This is a genomic window from Rheinheimera sp. EpRS3 (genome assembly GCF_001513785.1).
Taxonomy (GTDB): domain Bacteria; phylum Pseudomonadota; class Gammaproteobacteria; order Enterobacterales; family Alteromonadaceae; genus Alishewanella.
In genome coordinates, this window is the sequence record NZ_LNQS01000013.1 from 40,417 (window position 1) to 57,751 (window position 17,335).

General features: G+C 48.4%; 15 protein-coding genes and 1 tRNA gene. 10 read left to right on the forward strand and 6 right to left on the reverse strand.

Annotation, left to right across the window (positions count from 1 at the left end; translation table 11 throughout):
- Window positions 1–1,041, reverse strand: coding sequence for an extracellular catalytic domain type 2 short-chain-length polyhydroxyalkanoate depolymerase (locus AR688_RS19450; protein ID WP_231732198.1), 1,041 nt, complete (start codon window positions 1,039–1,041; stop codon window positions 1–3).
- 90 nt (window positions 1,042–1,131) lie between these two features.
- Window positions 1,132–2,808 (reverse strand): gamma-glutamyltransferase, encoded by a 1,677-nt coding sequence (gene ggt / locus AR688_RS19455; protein ID WP_068238186.1) that lies wholly within the window; start codon window positions 2,806–2,808, stop codon window positions 1,132–1,134.
- Window positions 2,809–2,983: 175 nt separating this feature from the next.
- On the opposite strand from ggt, the gene AR688_RS19460 reads away from it, so the two are divergent.
- Entirely contained in the window at window positions 2,984–4,687 is a 1,704-nt protein-coding gene (locus AR688_RS19460; protein ID WP_068238189.1) for a methyl-accepting chemotaxis protein, read from the forward strand.
- A gap of 90 nt (window positions 4,688–4,777) precedes the next feature.
- Window positions 4,778–5,485: a hypothetical protein gene (locus AR688_RS19465; RefSeq protein ID WP_068238192.1), complete on the forward strand. Its 708-nt coding sequence runs from the start codon at window positions 4,778–4,780 to the stop codon at window positions 5,483–5,485.
- Window positions 5,486–5,599: 114 nt separating this feature from the next.
- On the opposite strand, the gene AR688_RS19470 is transcribed toward AR688_RS19465, so the two are convergent.
- Window positions 5,600–5,676 (reverse strand) — tRNA-Pro (locus tag AR688_RS19470).
- Window positions 5,677–5,832: 156 nt separating this feature from the next.
- Between AR688_RS19470 and AR688_RS19475 the strand changes: the two genes are divergently transcribed.
- Both AR688_RS19475 and AR688_RS19480 read left to right on the forward strand, forming a co-directional pair.
- Window positions 5,833–6,807 carry a DUF4382 domain-containing protein gene (locus tag AR688_RS19475; RefSeq protein WP_068238195.1) on the forward strand — a complete coding sequence of 325 codons (975 nt, stop codon included), beginning with the start codon at window positions 5,833–5,835 and terminating at the stop codon, window positions 6,805–6,807.
- 103 nt (window positions 6,808–6,910) lie between these two features.
- Window positions 6,911–7,783 carry a DMT family transporter gene (locus tag AR688_RS19480; protein WP_068238198.1) on the forward strand — a complete coding sequence of 291 codons (873 nt, stop codon included), beginning with the start codon at window positions 6,911–6,913 and terminating at the stop codon, window positions 7,781–7,783.
- 27 nt (window positions 7,784–7,810) lie between these two features.
- Here AR688_RS19480 and AR688_RS19485 read toward each other — a convergent pair whose 3' ends face one another.
- On the reverse strand, window positions 7,811–9,325 hold the full coding sequence (locus tag AR688_RS19485; RefSeq protein WP_068238200.1) for a leucyl aminopeptidase: 1,515 nt from the start codon (window positions 9,323–9,325) through the stop codon (window positions 7,811–7,813).
- A 176-nt stretch (window positions 9,326–9,501) separates the two neighbouring features.
- On the opposite strand from AR688_RS19485, the gene AR688_RS19490 reads away from it, so the two are divergent.
- Genes AR688_RS19490 through AR688_RS19500 form a run of 3 tightly spaced genes read left to right on the forward strand, consistent with a single transcriptional unit; the run spans window position 9,502 to window position 11,733 of the window.
- Window positions 9,502–10,632 carry a 1-acyl-sn-glycerol-3-phosphate acyltransferase gene (locus tag AR688_RS19490; protein ID WP_082694852.1) on the forward strand — a complete coding sequence of 377 codons (1,131 nt, stop codon included), beginning with the start codon at window positions 9,502–9,504 and terminating at the stop codon, window positions 10,630–10,632.
- Window positions 10,629–11,504, forward strand: coding sequence for a hypothetical protein (locus tag AR688_RS19495; RefSeq protein ID WP_068238201.1), 876 nt, complete (start codon window positions 10,629–10,631; stop codon window positions 11,502–11,504). Before AR688_RS19490 ends, AR688_RS19495 begins: the two co-directional genes overlap by 4 nt.
- Window positions 11,488–11,733 carry a DUF2960 domain-containing protein gene (locus AR688_RS19500; RefSeq protein WP_068238202.1) on the forward strand — a complete coding sequence of 82 codons (246 nt, stop codon included), beginning with the start codon at window positions 11,488–11,490 and terminating at the stop codon, window positions 11,731–11,733. The genes AR688_RS19495 and AR688_RS19500 overlap by 17 nt, the downstream gene beginning before the upstream one ends.
- 117 nt (window positions 11,734–11,850) lie before the next feature.
- Here AR688_RS19500 and cspE read toward each other — a convergent pair whose 3' ends face one another.
- Window positions 11,851–12,060 (reverse strand): transcription antiterminator/RNA stability regulator CspE, encoded by a 210-nt coding sequence (cspE, locus tag AR688_RS19505; protein ID WP_027670166.1) that lies wholly within the window; start codon window positions 12,058–12,060, stop codon window positions 11,851–11,853.
- Between the two features lie 309 nt (window positions 12,061–12,369).
- Window positions 12,370–13,488: an alanine dehydrogenase gene (gene ald / locus AR688_RS19510; protein WP_068238206.1), complete on the reverse strand. Its 1,119-nt coding sequence runs from the start codon at window positions 13,486–13,488 to the stop codon at window positions 12,370–12,372.
- Between the two features lie 148 nt (window positions 13,489–13,636).
- Here ald and lrp point away from each other — a divergent pair, with 148 nt between their 5' ends.
- The 3 genes from lrp (at window position 13,637) to lolA (ending at window position 17,324) form a co-directional block, all read left to right on the forward strand.
- Window positions 13,637–14,134: a leucine-responsive transcriptional regulator Lrp gene (gene lrp, locus AR688_RS19515; RefSeq protein WP_068238207.1), complete on the forward strand. Its 498-nt coding sequence runs from the start codon at window positions 13,637–13,639 to the stop codon at window positions 14,132–14,134.
- Between the two features lie 121 nt (window positions 14,135–14,255).
- On the forward strand, window positions 14,256–16,712 hold the full coding sequence (locus AR688_RS19520) for a DNA translocase FtsK (protein WP_068238208.1): 2,457 nt from the start codon (window positions 14,256–14,258) through the stop codon (window positions 16,710–16,712).
- A complete protein-coding gene (gene lolA / locus AR688_RS19525) occupies window positions 16,713–17,324 on the forward strand; it encodes an outer membrane lipoprotein chaperone LolA (protein WP_068238209.1) in 612 nt (203 codons plus the stop codon).
- The last annotated feature ends 11 nt before the right edge of the window (window positions 17,325–17,335 follow it).

Sequence of the window (17,335 nt, forward strand, 5' to 3'; positions counted from 1 at the left end):
TTAATCTGTTAAGGCCTGCACTAACTGGTGTATGGCCTTAAGTTGCATCCCTTCTTTGGTCGCATAATCTGCTCCGGTATAACCCCACCAATCCCAACAAGCATTAGGGTTAAACGGATTTATGCTGCTGGCAGTAGTTTGCGGGTATAACACCACGATATTATTGCTGTCGGCATAATTATTCAGCCCGCTGCCGCTGACATAGGCCTGGCCTACGCTGGCGGCATTTTGCTTACAACCATGAAAACTAACATGTAACCGGCAACTTTCACCGCTGGCACAGCTTTGTGGTATGTACAAATAACCGGTTTCAGCTAAGGTGTCTTTGGCGGCAGCGGCCAACTGATGTTGGTTAAATGGCATTAACTGGCCGCTACTGGTAGCCGTTTTAGTTTTAACGCTGCCCAATAAGTGCTTAAGCAGCTCGCCTGCGGCATCATAATTACAGCTAGCCAGAAAGGGCGTCTCAGAGACATCGCAACTACCCAAAGCAGTATTGTCTGTCGGAAAGGTATGGCTAAAAGCTTTATCCGTTATCAGCGCAATATTGCCGGCATCCACCCATTGCTGGTACTGCTGGTTAAGTACGCCAGCAAGGCCCGGATATACGGTGGTGTCTTTACTGCCGTGAAAAATCCATACTTTGTCATCTTTAAGTGCTGTAACCGGCGCCAGCTTGCCAGCGGTGCGCTGTGCGGTTAAATATTGGTTTATTGCGCTCATGTCTGGCGAGCTGCTGGCTTTATTAAAGCAATGTTCCAGTGCCAGGCCTAAACTGTTTTGCGCACAATACACCGGCCCACCGGCCAGCATGGCTACGCCGCTAACCTGTTCGGCAAAGGCGAGATGGTACTGGCCAGCCATATAAGCGCCGCTGGATAAACCCGACAAGGTGATCTGCTCTGCCAGCTGCAGTTTGGGCAATGCTTGCTGTGCTGCCAGCGGTAAGGTAACAGCAGATAACAGAGTAAAACTCGACAGCTTAAGTTTGTGCATAAAGGCTCCGGCAATGGCGGGGTAATTTACTACTGAATTTTGCATAAAAGTGACCCGGCAACAATAAGGCTTTAGTACAGCACTAAAGCCAAAGTAAAAAAAGTAAAGCTAAAGCCTTATTGCCAAACTGTGGTGTTAATGCAGGTTAATTACCTTAGCTACGCCACGCGAACGAGGATCGGCAGCAGCGGTGACTTTGCCATCAAATACCTGAATTGCCTGAATATCGCCAAGATTCCAGCCCTGGGTAACCAGCTGATAGCCTTTGGCTTTTAGCTCATCCTGAACGGCTGTACTAAGGGGCGCGTAAGGCTCCATAGTGATCTGATCTTTGGGCAGCAACTGATGATGAAAACGTGGCGCGGCCACTGCTTCACTTAGCGGTAACTGGTAGTCATATAAATTCGTCATTACCTGAAAAATTGAGGTGAAAATGGTCGAGCCGCCCGGCGTGCCGATCACCAGCTCTATTTTGCCACCTTTTAACAGCAGACTGGGGGTCATCGACGACAACATACGCTTACCGGGCGCAATCGCATTGGCGTCGCTGCCCACCACGCCAAAAGCATTCGGTACCCCGGCTTTAGCAGAAAAGTCGTCCATTTCGTTATTCAGTAAAAAACCGGCGCCTTCTACTACTACGCCGCTGCCAAAATCCAGGTTCAGGGTATAGGTGTTAGACACGGCATTACCGTCTTTATCCAGCACCGAAAAGTGCGTGGTATTGTAGCCTTCCAGCCCCGGTTTTACCGCCGCTGTGGCAGATATCGCTGCAGGGTTTATTTCAGCGGCGCGTTTATCTAAGTAAGCGCTGTCGAGTAACTGTTGCTGCGGTACTGTAGTAAAGTCTGGATCGCCCAGATAATCGGCGCGATCAGCAAACACGCGTTTTTCTATTTCAGCAATTAAATGCACATACTGGCTGCTGTTAAGTGCAACATTCTTAAAGTCTGCGCTGCGCCGCTGCTTTAACGCCAGCAACTGGCTAAGCGCGATACCGCCGGAGCTTGGTGGGGCTGCAGTGACCAGTTGGTAATCGCGCCAGGGGGTAATAACCGGCTCGCGCCAGCCGGCTTTATATGCAGCTAAGTCATCAAGAGTGATCAGGCCACCGCCGCGTTGCATTTGCGCTACCAGTAATTTAGCCGTTTCACCCTGATAAAAGTCGGCCGGGCCATGTTCAGCAATACGTTTAAGTGTGGTTGCAAGCTCGCTTTGGATAAAGTTTTCGTTGGGCTGCATAGCGGCAAAGTAGCGGGCAAAATTGGTTTTGCCTTCCAACTGGCTAAGTAAATCAGCGCGATACTGATACTGGTTTTCTGCTACGGTAAAACCGCTTTGTGCATAGTAAATAGCCGGTTGTACCAGCTCTGCCCAGGGCAGGCTGCCAAAACGCTGGTGGGCCTGCCATAAGCCCATAACAGTACCCGGTACACCACTGGCTTTATGGCCAATTAAACTTAGGTTTTCAATAACCTGTTTTTCTTCATCCAGATACATATCGCGATGTGCAGCAGCAGGGGCTATTTCACGGTAATCGAGAAAATAGGCTTTACCGTCAAACCACAGTGTCATAAAGCCACCGCCGCCAATATTACCCGCCTCGGGGTAAGTTACTGCCAGTGTAAAGGCGGTAGCTACTGCAGCATCAACCGCATTGCCGCCTTTTTTTAATATTTGCTCTGCAACCAGGGCACCGTACTGATCCGGCGAAGCCACGGCAGCCTGGCCTTTAAGGCAAGCCTGCGCCGCGGGTGCAAGTACAGCCAGGCTGAACAATAAATAAAAGCTAACGCGATACAAAAACTGCATAACACACCACTCCGGTAAGAACCAGTTATCAGTTCTAACGTGGTTATTTGTTAATTACAAGATGTGACAGCTTATAAAGCTCAGGCTATGCTGATAAAGTGAAAAAAGCTTTGACTCTGGCAGTGAAATTAACTGCTAAATCAGGAACATCGAAGTAGATAAAAAAGGATACATCATGGGATTTTGGAAAACAGTCGGCGGGCGTTTGTTAAGCATTCCTTTACTGGCATTGCTTGGTTTTGTGGTACTTGGCGCAGTGGCATTAAATGCACTGCAACACAGCCTGACAGAAGGCAGAGAAAACAGGGTAGTAGCCGTAATTGACAGTGCCCTTAGCCTGGTAAAGCATTATCAGGCGTTGGAGCAAAGCGGCAGCCTGAGTAAAGAGCAAGCACAGCAACAGGCCATGGCCGCCATTAAAGCCATACGTTACGATGGTACCGAATATATCTGGATTAACGACACCGGCCGGCCCATTCCCAAAATGATTATGCACCCGACAGTGCCAACCTTAGACGGCACCGTGCTGGACAGGCCAAATTTTAATTATGCTACCTTAATGCGCAACCGCGATGGCAGCCAGCAGCAAACCTTAAATAATGCCAATCTGTTTGTCAGCTTTGTTGATGTTATTCAGCGCTATGGCGATGGTTTTGTTGAATATCAGTGGACAAAGCCATTAAAAGGCGGCGGGGTAACCGAAGAGCGCTATACCAAGCTGTCTTATGTGGCAAAAGACGATAACTGGGGCTGGGTACTGGGCTCAGGTATTTACATCGATGATGTAAAGGCTGCTTTTTGGGCCGTTGCGCTGCAAATCGGGGCGGTGGTGTTAATCGTTATTCTGTTAACAGTGGGCGTATCGTTGTTTATCCGCAGTTGGTTACTGCGCTCTCTCGGTGGTGAAGTGGCTGACACCAAGCTTTTGGTACAGCAGGTTGCCGCAGGTGATTTCTCGGTACAGTTTGCTCTACGAAGTGGTGACAACGACAGCCTGCTGGCCGCCCTTAGCATTTTGGTTAATCAGCTGCGCAGTATTATCAGCCAGCAAATATCGATGGCCGAACAACTGGCGATGCAATCTGAAGCATTAGACGACAGCAGCCAGCAAACACAGCAAATTTTGCAAAATGTAATGGATCAAACCGCGCAGGTTGCTACTGCGGTAAACGAAATGACTGCCACCTGTGAAGATATGGCCCGTAGCGCCACTACCGCCGCCAAAGCCGCCCGTGATGCTGACACCGAAACGCAAAACGGGGTAACCTCAGTTGGCCAAACCATTACCGCTATTGATGCGTTAAAGCTGAAGTTAGAGCAGGTATCTGAGGTAATTGCGCAGTTATCCAAGCGCGGTGAAGAGGTTGGGGCAGTAACCGATGTTATCGGTGCCATTGCTGAGCAAACCAACTTACTGGCACTAAACGCCGCCATTGAAGCTGCCCGCGCCGGTGAAATGGGCCGCGGTTTTGCCGTGGTAGCCGACGAAGTTCGCACCCTGGCCAGCCGCTCGCAGGCCTCTACGCAGGATATCAACAAGCGTATTCAGGGTATTCAGCAAGATTCAGCCAACGCCGTGCAATCTATGGCACAAAGCAAAGCCGAAACCGAGCAAACAATAGTCTGCTCGCAGCAAGCCAATGAGGCGCTAAAACGTATTAATACCGCGGTATCCAGCATTACAGACGTTAACGATCAACTGGCCAGCGCTACCGAAGAGCTGGCAGTGGTGTCGGGCACCATCAATGAAAATATGGAGAATATCGCCACTGCAGTAGAAAGCACCACGGCAAAATCGACTGAGCTTTCAGTAGCCAGCCAGCAACTGCGAAAAATGGCCAGTGATATGAAAAAATCGCTGAGTGGTTTTAAACTCTAAACCAATATAGGTAAGTGCAGAAACAACCAAACCCCCGCAAAGCGGGGTTTGGTTTTAAGGAATTAACAGCCGGTACGAGAGGGAAGTTGTATGAAACTGTCTAGCATCTTTGTTTATGTACTAACCATTTTATGGCTTGTTCTCGGTGGTTATTATATTTATCACACTTGGCCAGCGGTGATGGAGCTGCAGCCAAATGAAATTGGCGATAGTTTGGCAGGTTTCTTTGCACCGTTGGCTTTTTTCTGGCTAGTAGCTGGTTACATACAGCAAGGGAAAGAGCTGCAGCAAAACACTGAAGCTCTTCGTTTACAGCATGAAGAGTTAAAAAATTCAGTGGAGCAACAAAAGATTATCGCAAGCTCCGCTAAAGCTGAGATGGCATTACTGAGCGAAGATTATAGTGCGCAACGAAAAAAGGAATTAATCGCGGCACAGCCCAAGTTTGAACTTGCTTACTTGTTTGATAGGGGCTCAGAAATAGGAGGTAGGAAAAAATGCTATAAAATTAAGCTGCTTAACATTGGGCATGCAGTTACAGATCTAAAACTTTACCACGTCAGGGAAAAAGGCTTATTGCAAGTATCTGATGATTTATTACTAGCTCAATTCCAAGTGTTTGAAACTGGTAAAAATTGGGAGAGGGAGTTTGATAAACCTATTTCAGAAACTGAATTCACGATATTAGCAACTTATAACGACGGGCTAAGAAACAGAGAAAGCACTAGTTTTCATATTGAGCCACATGATGATAAATGGCGTGTAGTAATTGATGATAGTTTGAATTGTACTAGCTAAACTGCGAATCCTTTTCTGTCAAACCAAAATTAGGGCTGAATTGGGGGCTTAGCTTTTAGCTGAATTACAGATACAAAAAAACCTGTTAAAAAACAGGTTTTTGTTGGAATTTAATGGTCGGTACGAGAGGATTCGAACCTCCGACCCCTTCACCCCCAGCGAAGTGCGCTACCAAGCTGCGCTACGTACCGACTTAGCGCGTATCATAATGATTCCCCGCCAGAATGCAATGCTGTATCGCCTGACTGCAGCAATTTTCGCCAGTTTAACAATAGCCTGCTGAGCAATTAAGTAACCATTCAGTCTTTACTGCTATTAGTTAGGTTGCACTAATGGAGGACAAATTAATGAAACAGACAATACTGACAAGTGCAGTACTGGCATCGTTGTCGCTACTGGTCGCGTGCGGCAGCGACTCAGATGATGATGATTTACAGCCACAGATGACCCGCTTTAGTTTGGCAGTAAGCGATGCACCGGTAAATGAAGCTAAAGTCGTTATGCTGTGTTTTAGTGAAATTGAGTTAACCGGCAATGGCGTAGGCAATCAGAGTTTTACGGTAGGAGATGATGATGCGGCGGCAGAGGCGAATGATGAATGCCGTGACGCACAGGGCACTATTATTCCTAATACCCGCGGGGTAGATTTACTGCTGCTGGATGGGGCTAAGTCTGAAGCGCTGTTAACCGATGCGGATATTGAGGCTGGCAATTATGGCCAACTACGGCTGGAAATTGCCCCCGGCAGTTATGTAGAGCTGGAAGATGGCATGCGTGAGCCGTTACAGGTGCCGTCAAATGAATTAAAGCTGGGCAGTTTAACGCTGGTTGAGGGCGGGAACGCTAATTACACACTGGAGTTTGATTTACGTAAGGCACTGATTAACCCGCCGGGGCAAAATGCTTACTTAATGAAACCAACCGGCTTGCGCCTGGTTAATAACACTGAAGTTGGCCATTTAACCGGCCAGGTAGCTGAGGGGGTGCTGATCAATAATAATTGCGCTGTGGCCCCTTCGGATGCCTCTGTGCCGGTAGCTGCGGTGTATTTGTATCAGGGCGCAGATCGGCCGCTGGATGAGTTAGCGGATAACGGCGGCGATAATACCTATCAGCCTTATGCCAGTACTAACGTGTACTTTGATGGTGTAAGTGAATACCACTACAGTATTGGCTTTATTCAGGCCGATAATTACACCGTAGCGCTAAGCTGTGATGTAGACGACAACCCTGAAGCGGCCGACGATATCGGCTTTTTGCAGGCGAAAAATGTTGTAGTAAGCCCTACAGCAACACCGGTTGAAGTGGACTTTATGGATTAAACACCCCATCAGCTTATTGAATGGCCGCTATTACTGCGGCCAGCTATCAACTTTTACGCTTTCTTGCTAGCATAGCCGTCTTTACGTCTTCAGGTGTGGCGCTGTGCTGTGGATCCCTTTTACCTTGCTGGCTGCATTTATGCAGGCCTGGCGCAATGCGTTTCAAAAACAACTAAGTAAAGACGTTAGCGTAGCCGGTGTTACGCTGGCGCGTTTTATCTGGGCTTCGCCTATAGCGGCGCTTTATTTATACCTGTTATATCAGTCGCAACCGGTGGCTATGCCGGTATTTAGCGGCCATTTTGCCGGTTTTATTGTTGCCGCTTCTCTGGCACAAATACTGGCTACAGCCCTTATGGTAAAACTGTTTAAGTTAAGAAACTACGCCATAGGTGCCGGCCTGGCAAAAAGTGAAGCCGTGTTGGCGGCGGTGCTGGGCGTAATGTTTTTTAGTGAGTCGTTAACCGCACTGGGCTGGTTTGGCGTGGCTTTAGGCGGTTGTGCGGTATTTTTACTCAGTGGTGCCAGTTTACGCCAGTTATCCGTGCCGGTGTTGTTGCTGGGCCTTGGCAGCGGTTTAGCGTTTGCGCTGACATCCTTGTGGGTACGCCAGGCCAGTTTGGTGCTGGGCTTGCCATTTCCCTATGGTGCTGCCTGGGTATTGCTGCTGGTTATCATGCTGCAAACGCTGTTGCTGCTGCTGTGGTTAACGTTAAAAGACCGGCCCACGTTAACAGCTTTATGGCAGCGACCGAAACTAACCATACTGATTAGCCTATGCAGTTGCGTCGGCTCTGTAGGTTGGTTTACCGCCATGAGCCTGGAATCGGTGGCACTGGTAAAAACACTGGGGCAGGTTGAAGTGCTGTTTATGCTACTGATTTCTGCTTTTGTATTTAAAGAAAAACTGCAAAAAGCTGATCATTGGGGCTTGGCACTGATAGTGCTGGCCGCTATTGCGGTAATGTGGGCCTGAGGCAAACGCCTCAGGCTGTTGTGTTATTTATGGCTGGGTTAGCGCCCATTGGGTTAGCAGTTGTACGCCGTAACCGGTTGCCCCTTCAGGGGTAATACCGCTGTTGCTACTGGCCAGGGCATTACCGGCAATATCAATATGTGCCCAGGGCGTGCTGCCAACAAACTGCTGTAAAAATAGCGCTGCGGTTGAGGCACCGGCACTGCGGCCGGTATTGCGCAGGTCAGCAATACGGCTTTTTAGCTCTGGCAGCATGTCGTCGGTAAGGGGTAAGCGCCACAGTTTCTCGTTAACCTGCTCGCCGGCCTGTTGTAATTGCGTCACCAGATTATCGTTTTTGCTAAATACACCGGCATAATAAGCCCCCAGTGCAGTAACTTTAGCGCCGGTCAGGGTAGCAATATCTACCATAGCACGTGGCTTATAGTGTTTTTCAGCGTACCAGAGCGCATCGGCCACGACCATACGGCCTTCAGCATCGGTGTTAATCACTTCAACACTAAGGCCGGCAGCCGTATTAACCACATCACCCGGCAGGTAGGCGCGGTCAGAAATCATATTTTCTGCCAGTGCCATTACCGCCACCACATTTACCGGCGCTTTTTGTTCAGCTAAAGCGGCAATAGTGCCCAGTGCTGCAGCGGCACCGGCCATATCGCTGGTCATACGGATAATAGAATCTGCCTGGGTTTTCAGGTTATAACCGCCGGTGTCAAAGGTAATACCTTTACCGATAATCGCCAGTGGTGCCTGCTGGCTGCCTTGCCAGTGGGCAATAACCAACCTTGGTGGGCGGGCACTGCCGCGGCCAACGGCTAAAATGGCGCCCATATTGTTTTTTTGCAGCGCGTTTTCATCGAAAATGGTAACTTTTACGCCCAGTTTTTTCAGCTCATTGGCTTTATCAGCAAAATTAGCCGGTGACAGCCCCATAGCCGGCTCGTTAGTGAGATCCCGCGCCAGAGTTACACCATTGGCAACGGCAGTTAACTGGGCGTGACGGCGCTGTGCTTCGCTGGCATTGGCGACAACAAAGTTTAGTTGCTGGCTTTGGGGATCCGCTTTGGCATCAGCAGGTTTAGCTTTGTAGCGCGTAAAGGTATAAGCACTTAAGGTTGCGCCAAAAGCCAGTTGTGCTGCCAGTTCAGTATCAGCCAGGCTGCTGTTAATCTGGCTGGCATCAATAACGACATTTTTTGCCGCCGATTTAGCCAGCAAGCGGGCAAGATCAGCACCAGAGCTTGCCGCATGGGTCATGCTGTGTTCTGCCGCATTGCCAACGCCCAGCACGACTACGCGCTTATAGCTGTCGTATGGTGCGCCAGGGCTTAGCCATTGCAGGCTCTGGCCGGTTTTACCGCTGAAATTTTCGCTGCTGGCCAGTTGCTTCAGAGCATCCTGCTGTAATGGCGCATTGCTGGCGCCAAGTATTATTAATGTATCAGCAGCGGTACTAGCCTGCTCGGTAAAGCGGATATCAAAGCCGCTGGCGTAAGTGGTGCTGCTTAACAGCAACAATGCTGCGGTAATTATTCGGCGCATATTATAGGGTCCTTGTGTGGTTTTTTTAGTATTGTCTGGAGCAAATTCAGCTGATGCAACGGTAATGCGATAGGCTGTTCGCAGTATGTTATAAAACAATTGGTTGTCGGCACTGGTGAATTTTGATTAACTCAGTAAAATAGTTCGCTCTTTGAGCCTCATACGTAGTGATCCCTGTGTCAGACCAAGATTTATATGCCGATATCCGGCCGTACAATGATGATGAAGTCGCGCCGGCAATAGCCCGTTTAATTGCCGATGACGAGTTTATTCAGGCTATTTTGCATTACCGCTTTCCGCATTTATCCGGCCCGTTCGGTTGGTTGCTGTCGCCTATGGTGAAATTTGCCTTAAAACGGCGCTGGGCCAAATTAAACAGTGTGCATGCTGTGCAAAAGCAGGTTGCCAGTTTTATGGACCGGATGATAGACAACACCACCAATAAAATTACTGTTTCGGGTTTAGAAAACCTGACTGCCGGCCAGGCTTACCTGTTTGTGTCTAATCACCGGGATATCGCCATGGATCCGGCATTGGTAAATTGGTGTTTGCACCATAACGGCTTTGATACCGTGCGCATTGCTATTGGCGACAACCTGCTGCGCAAAGCCTGTGCTACCGAGCTGATGAAGCTAAATAAAAGTTTTATTGTTAAACGTGGTGCCAAAGGCCCACGCGAAATGCTGAAAAACTTCTCGCAGTTATCGGCCTATATTAAGCATTCGCTGCAACAACAGCAGTCGGTATGGATTGCACAAAAAGAAGGCCGCGCCAAAGACGGCAATGATGAAACCGATCCGGCTATTCTGAAAATGTTTTATATGGAAGGCAAAAAACGCGGCGAAGATTTTGCCACTTATATGGCCGGTTTAAACATTGTGCCGGTGTGTTTGTCGTACGAATACGACCCCTGTGATATCGATAAAATAAACGAGTTGTGGCAAAAGCACACCGAGGGCTCGTACCAAAAAGGCGAGTTTGAAGATATCGACAGCATTATTAAAGGCATAGTCGGTTATAAAGGCCGGGTGCATGTGGCTTTTGGCAAACCCTTAACTAGTGTGCCGGCCGAGCCGGAGCAACTGGCCGCCGTAATTGACCAGCAAATCTGGCAGCAGTACCGCTTGTTTCCGGTAAATTATCTGGCAGCAGGCCAGCAACACGCTTCAGTAGATGAGGCTGTTATCGAGCTGTGGCAGCAGCGCTTACAAACCCTGCCTGCAGGGGCTGCCCCGATGCTAAGTGCACTTTATGCCGCGCCGCTGATTAAGCAACAACTACAACAGCAAACGGAACACAGCGCTTGAGTTATCTGGTTGGGGTAACCCTGTTATGGGCGTTTTCTTTTAGCCTGATCGGGGTATATCTGGCCGGACAGGTCGATGCTTACTTTGCTGTTTTGCTGCGGGTAGTACTCGCCTTGCTGGTGTTTATACCCTTTATGCGCCGGTTACCCTGGCAACTGGCCTGCAAATTGTCAGCCCTGGGCGCTGTGCAGCTTGGGCTGATGTACTTGTTTTATTATCAGTCATTTATATTGTTAACTGTGCCGGAAGTATTAATTTTTACTATTTTTACGCCGGTATACATCACCTTACTTTACGATGCGCTGCAACGCCGTTTTCAGTATCGCTTTTTGCTGGCAGCGTTACTGGCTGTTATTGCGGCAGCGCTAATGCGCTATAAAGGCTTAACTGAGGAGTACTGGCTCGGTTTCGCCGTAGTGCAGGGCGCGAATCTATGCTTTGCCATCGGCCAGGTAGGTTACAAAGTGCTGCTGGCCAGGCAGCCGGTTAAGTTGGTACAGCATCAGGTCTTTGGCTGGTTTTATCTGGGAGCACTTATAGTAGTGCTACCGGCCTGGTTGTTACTGGGCACTGCGCAGTATCCACAGCATAACACTCAATGGGCAGTGTTACTGTGGCTTGGTCTGGTGGCATCCGGTTGTGGTTATTACTGGTGGAATAAAGGCGCTACGCTGGTAAGCAGCGGTATGCTGGCAGTAATGAATAATATGCTGATCCCCGCCGGTTTGCTGGTGAATATTTTACTGTGGAACCGCAATGAAAATTTACTGACCCTGGCGGCAGGCTCGGTGTTATTAGTACTATCCTGTATGTTGTGTAAGCCTGTACGCAGCGCAGTTAAACCTGGAGTGGCAGATGGCCAGACAAATTAGTTATACCTTTAACAAGCAGCGCAAAGTGATTAATTTCAGTTATGACAAGCACCATGATATGTACGAAGCCGTAGCTGCCGCTGAGGGCATAGATTTAACCCGCTTTCTGGCGATGGAGCAGCAAGTGGCAATGACCGCCAAGCGTGGCGCAGCAGTAAAAAACTACCGGCAACAAGAGTTTGCCCGTATGGGGTTTGCTGATATCGCTTTTGTCAGAGAAGAGCAGTAGGATTTGCCCTGAAGGTAGTATAAATAGGGCGCCTGTATCTGGCGCTTATTTTTTTATATTAAATTACAGGCAATAAAAAAGGACACCGCGGTGTCCTTTTTTTAGCAAGTGCTTAAATTACAGAACTGTAACGTTAGCAGCTTGTGGGCCTTTTTGGCCTTGTTCGATTTCGAAAGCTACGCGTTGGCCTTCGTTTAAGGTTTTGTAACCTTCAGTTTGGATTGCACGGAAGTGAACGAATGCGTCAGCGCCGCCGTTATCCTGAGTAATGAAACCGAAACCTTTATCAGCGTTGAACCACTTTACTACACCAGTTACTTTAGCCATGAATGACTCCTAAAAATTTTAATAAAACTAATTGACGCTTAATTGCGCTTTTAGCCTGACTGTTACCTTACTTATGCGGCCAAACGTGCGTGAATCTTCAGGACATGACTTACAATGAAGCTGTGTAGCGAAGTTTTCATAAACATTTTGTTACATAGGTCTGCTTTACAGGCCGGGAAGCACTATAACAGGTCTGGAACGAATGTATATAGCAAAATGCAAATAAACCGTTGTCTGGTAATAAAAAAGCGTAAAAAATAAAAAAGGCCGCAAAAGCGGCCTTAATAAAAGTTGATTATTTATTCAGCATTAAGCATTTAAAGCCGCTTTAGGTTCAACAAAGCTAAAGCCTAACGCTTCTGCAACACTTTGGTTGGTCACATGGCCGTTCATTACGTTCAGGCCGTTCAGTAAATGCTGATCATCCAGCAGTGCCTGCTTATAACCTTTATTAGCTAAACGCAGAATAAACGGCAGGGTGGCGTTATTCAGCGCAAAGGTAGAGGTGCGTGGCACAGCGCCCGGCATGTTAGCTACACAGTAGTGCACAACGTCATCCACTATATAGGTAGGTTCAGCATGGGTAGTTGGCTTAGAGGTTTCCACACAGCCGCCCTGGTCGATAGCAACATCAACAATAGCTGAGCCGGGCTTCATCCGCTTGATGTGGTCTTTGGTAACCAGTTTAGGTGCCGCAGCGCCTGGTACCAGTACACCACCGATCACTAAGTCAGCTGCCAATACTTCTTGCTCCAGCGCATCAGCCGTAGAGTAAATAGCTTTTACTGCACCGTTAAACTGGGCATTAATACGGCGCAGTACATCAACACTGCGATCCAGTACGGTAACGTCAGCACCTAAACCCAGTGCCATTTGCGCAGCGTTAGTGCCAACCATACCGCCACCGATCACAACAACTTTAGCCGGAGCAACGCCCGGTACCCCACCTAATAACATGCCGCGGCCACCGCATGATTTTTCCAGCGCGCGGGCACCGGCCTGAATTGACATCCGGCCAGCCACTTCAGACATTGGCGCTAACAGCGGTAAACCGCCGCGGTTGTCAGTAACAGTTTCATAAGCAATACAAATCGCTTTAGATTTGATCAGATCCTGCGTTTGCGGTAAATCGGGCGCCAGGTGCAGGTAAGTAAACAGGATTTGGCCTTCGCGTAACATAGCGCGCTCTACGGCTTGCGGCTCTTTTACTTTAACAATCATCTCGGCTTTGGCAAAAATCTCTGCTGCAGTACTCATTACTGTAGCGCCGGCAGCGGTGTAATCGTCGTCGGTAAAGCCAATGCCCATACCGGCGTTGGTTTCAATCAGCACGCTGTGCTTGTTATTTACCAGTTCACGCACACTGGCCGGAGTCATACCGACACGGTATTCATGGTTTTTAATTTCTTTTGGTACGCCAATGATCATAATGTTATGCCTTTTTCTGAGGTAAATGTTGGCTTAGGTAAAATTTGTGCGCAGTATACTGCTAATTTTGTAGAATTAATGCTTGTTTTATGGCTCTGCAGTAGTGCAAAATTCTGTTTAAATTTAAAAAGCGAATTTTTTAGCTGCTATGTACTCTTTAAGTAAAAGTATCAAGAAGTTAGACAGGATAGATCGCAAAATACTGCTGGAGTTACAGCGTGACGGCCGTTTAGCCAACGTAGAATTGGCGCGCAGGGTAGGGCTAAGCCCGACACCCTGCCTGGAGCGGGTGCGTAAGCTGGAAGCTGAGGGCGTGATTTTAGGTTACAGTGCGCAAATTGACCCACATAAAGTGGGCGCCGCGTTACTGGTATTTGTCGAAATTACCTTAAGTAAAACCTCACCGGAAGATTTTGACGAATTTAGCAAAGCCGTACAAAAGCTGGAGGAGATTCAGGAATGCCATCTGGTATCCGGCAGCTTCGATTTTTTGCTGAAAACACGGGTGGCCAATATGGCAGCATATCGGGAACTGTTAGGTGAAACCCTGCTCAGATTACCCAGCGTACGTGAAAGCCGCACTTATGTGGTGATGGAAGAGGTGAAACAAACCACTTTTGTTGCAATAAGTGCGATAAGCAGCTAATTCGCGGTTCAGCCGTGCTTCACGGATGCACTTTTACAGTGTCTCTGGTATCTTAGCCTGCAGTACTACACTCTGGTGCGCTTGAACAAAAAACGATGATAAAAAAGGTAGGGCCTCTCATTTGCAAAACCGAGCTTATTTTCCGCTAAACGGTGTACAGCGCTTGCTGGAAGTCGGATTAATTGTGTTTTCCGGCTTCGCCTTATTTCTGTTACTGGCACTATTGTCTTTTGACCCGGCCGATCCAAGCTGGTCGCAAACCGGTTACCAAACCAGCATTCATAACTATGCCGGGCCAATAGGTGCCTGGCTGGCTGATTTATTGTTATTCAGTTTTGGCTGGATTGCTTATCTGATGCCATTTTTGGTGGCCTTGGCCGGTTATCTGTTGTTTAAGCGTTTTCACGATGTAATGAGCCTTGATTATCTGATTTTGGGCCTGCGCTTGATTGGCCTGGTGTTAACACTGCTAACGGCAACTGCAATAAGCAGTATGAATTTTAATGATATTTTTTATTTTTCTTCCGGCGGTGTTATAGGCGATGTTGTTAGTGGCGCCTTGCTGCCGTACTTTAATTTTATAGGCACTGTTTTACTGTTGTTGTGTGGTTTTGCTACCGGCTTAACGCTGATGACAGGCATTTCCTGGCTAACCGTAGCCGATGCGCTGGGGGCGGCCTGTTACAGCGCAGCGCAGTTTGCTATGTCTGTGCCGCAGCGCTTACGTGAACGTAGTAAAGACGACTATGACCCCTTTGCTGCCGAACCGGAGCAAGACGAGTTTGACGATGAGCCTGCAGTAATATCTGAAAAACCGCGTAAAACACCGCAGCTGAATAAACCGGTGGCAGATACCTTACCGATCACACCGCTAAATGCCAAAACCGAAGCTAAGGCGTTTTACAGTGTTGATACGCTGGCTGACGAGGAATTGTCATTCAGTGCTATTGATGAACCTGATGCTGCGCGCTGGAGTGACACCCTGCAACAACTTGATTTACCGCCAGACTCTGAAATTGAAACCATTCTGACTGAAATTGCAGATGAAGAAGATGACAGCGAGGAAGTATCGCATTTGATGGAAGAGTTACCATCACTGGCGTTACTGGACCGGCCGGACAAAGCAGTAAACCCGATAGACCCGGCCGATTTAGAGCGGGTGTCACGTTTGGTAGAGGCGAAGCTGCTTGATTTCAATGTCGACGCTAAAGTAGTAGGTGTGCACCCTGGCCCAGTGGTTACCCGTTTTGAACTGGATTTAGCACCTGGTGTTAAAGTCAGTAAAATTACCGGCCTGGCCAAAGACTTGGCGCGTTCGTTATCTGCTATCAGTGTGCGGGTAGTGGAGGTTATTCCGGGTAAGTCTTTTATCGGTTTAGAGCTGCCAAACCAGCACCGTGAAATCGTGCGTTTATCTGAAGTTATTGGCGATGAGATATTTGAAAGCTCTAAATCACCACTGACAATGGTATTGGGTAAAGATATTGCCGGTAAATCGGTAGTGGCTGATCTGGCCAAAATGCCGCATTTACTGGTGGCTGGTACGACCGGCTCGGGTAAATCGGTTGGCGTAAACGTAATGATTTGCAGCCTGTTGTATAAATCGACGCCGGATGATGTGCGCTTTTTAATGATTGACCCCAAAATGCTTGAGCTGTCTATTTATGAAGGTATTCCGCATCTGTTGACAGAAGTGGTTACCGACATGAAAGATGCCGCCAACGGCTTACGCTGGTGTGTTGGCGAGATGGAGCGGCGCTACAAATTAATGTCTGCGCTGGGTGTGCGTAACCTAAAAGGCTATAACGCCAAAGTAAAAGAAGCGATTGCAGACGGTGCTCCGTTAAAAGACCCGTTGTGGCGCCCGTCAGATAATATGCGTACTGAAGCGCCATTATTAGAGAAACTGCCGTCAATTGTGGTGGTTATCGACGAATTTGCCGACATGATGATGATTGTTGGTAAAAAAGTAGAAGAGCTGATTGCCCGTATAGCGCAAAAAGCGCGGGCGGCGGGTATTCACCTGATCTTAGCTACTCAGCGGCCGTCGGTAGATGTTATTACCGGTTTAATTAAAGCCAATATCCCCACCCGGATAGCGTTTCAGGTGTCATCGAAAATTGACTCCCGCACTATTCTTGACCAACAAGGCGCAGAAAGCCTATTGGGGCAGGGCGATATGCTGTATCTGCCACCAGGCTCTGGTGTTCCAAACCGGGTGCACGGCGCCTTTGTGGATGACCACGAAGTGCATGCTGTGGTTGCCGACTGGAAAAAACGCGGTAAGCCAAATTATATTGCTGAAATTTTAAGTGGGGAAACCACCGAAGAAAATCTGCTGCCGGGTGAAACCCTGGAAGGTGAAGATGGTGAAGCCGATCCGCTGTATGATCAGGCCGTGGCCTTTGTTACTGAAAGCCGCCGTGCTTCAGTGTCCGGTGTACAGCGCAAGTTTCGTATAGGGTATAACCGTGCCGCCCGTTTGGTTGAACAAATGGAGCACAGTGGTATTGTCAGTGGCCCCGGCCACAATGGTAATCGTGAAGTGATGGCACCACCGCCACCAAAAGGATATTAAATGCTACGTAGTTTGCTAGCGGTTATTGTGTTGTGTAGTTCTGTTTCTGCTGTGGCGCAAAATGCAGAGCAGACGCTACAGCGTAAACTGGCCAGTATTAAAAGTTTTTCTGCCAGTTTTGAGCAACAGGTGTTTGATGCACAAAAGCAGTTGCTGCAACAGGGCAAAGGCGAGCTGATGATTAAGCAGCCGGCACTGTTCCGCTTTGAAACCACTGAGCCTGAGCCAAACCTGTTTATTGGCGATGGCCAAAGCCTGTGGTTTTATAATGAAGCGTTGGAGCAGCTAACCATTTATGACGCTGCCAGCGAGGTAAACCGTACTCCGTTCGTATTGCTCACGTCAACTAAGCCTGAGCTTTGGGCGCAGTATAACGTAGAGCAACAGGGTGAGCAGTTTGTGATCCGCTCCAAAGACGCCGATAGCCCGGTAAAACAATTAACTCTGAGTTTCTCCGGTGCGGCATTATCCAAAATGCAGGTACTGGATATGAACCAGCAAACCAGCGAATTTAATTTTACTTTAATGCAGCTGAATATTGAGCTGGACAAAGGTTTGTTCCGGTTTAACCCGCCAGAGCACACTGATATTGACGATCAGCGTCAGCGATAGCAATTTGAAGA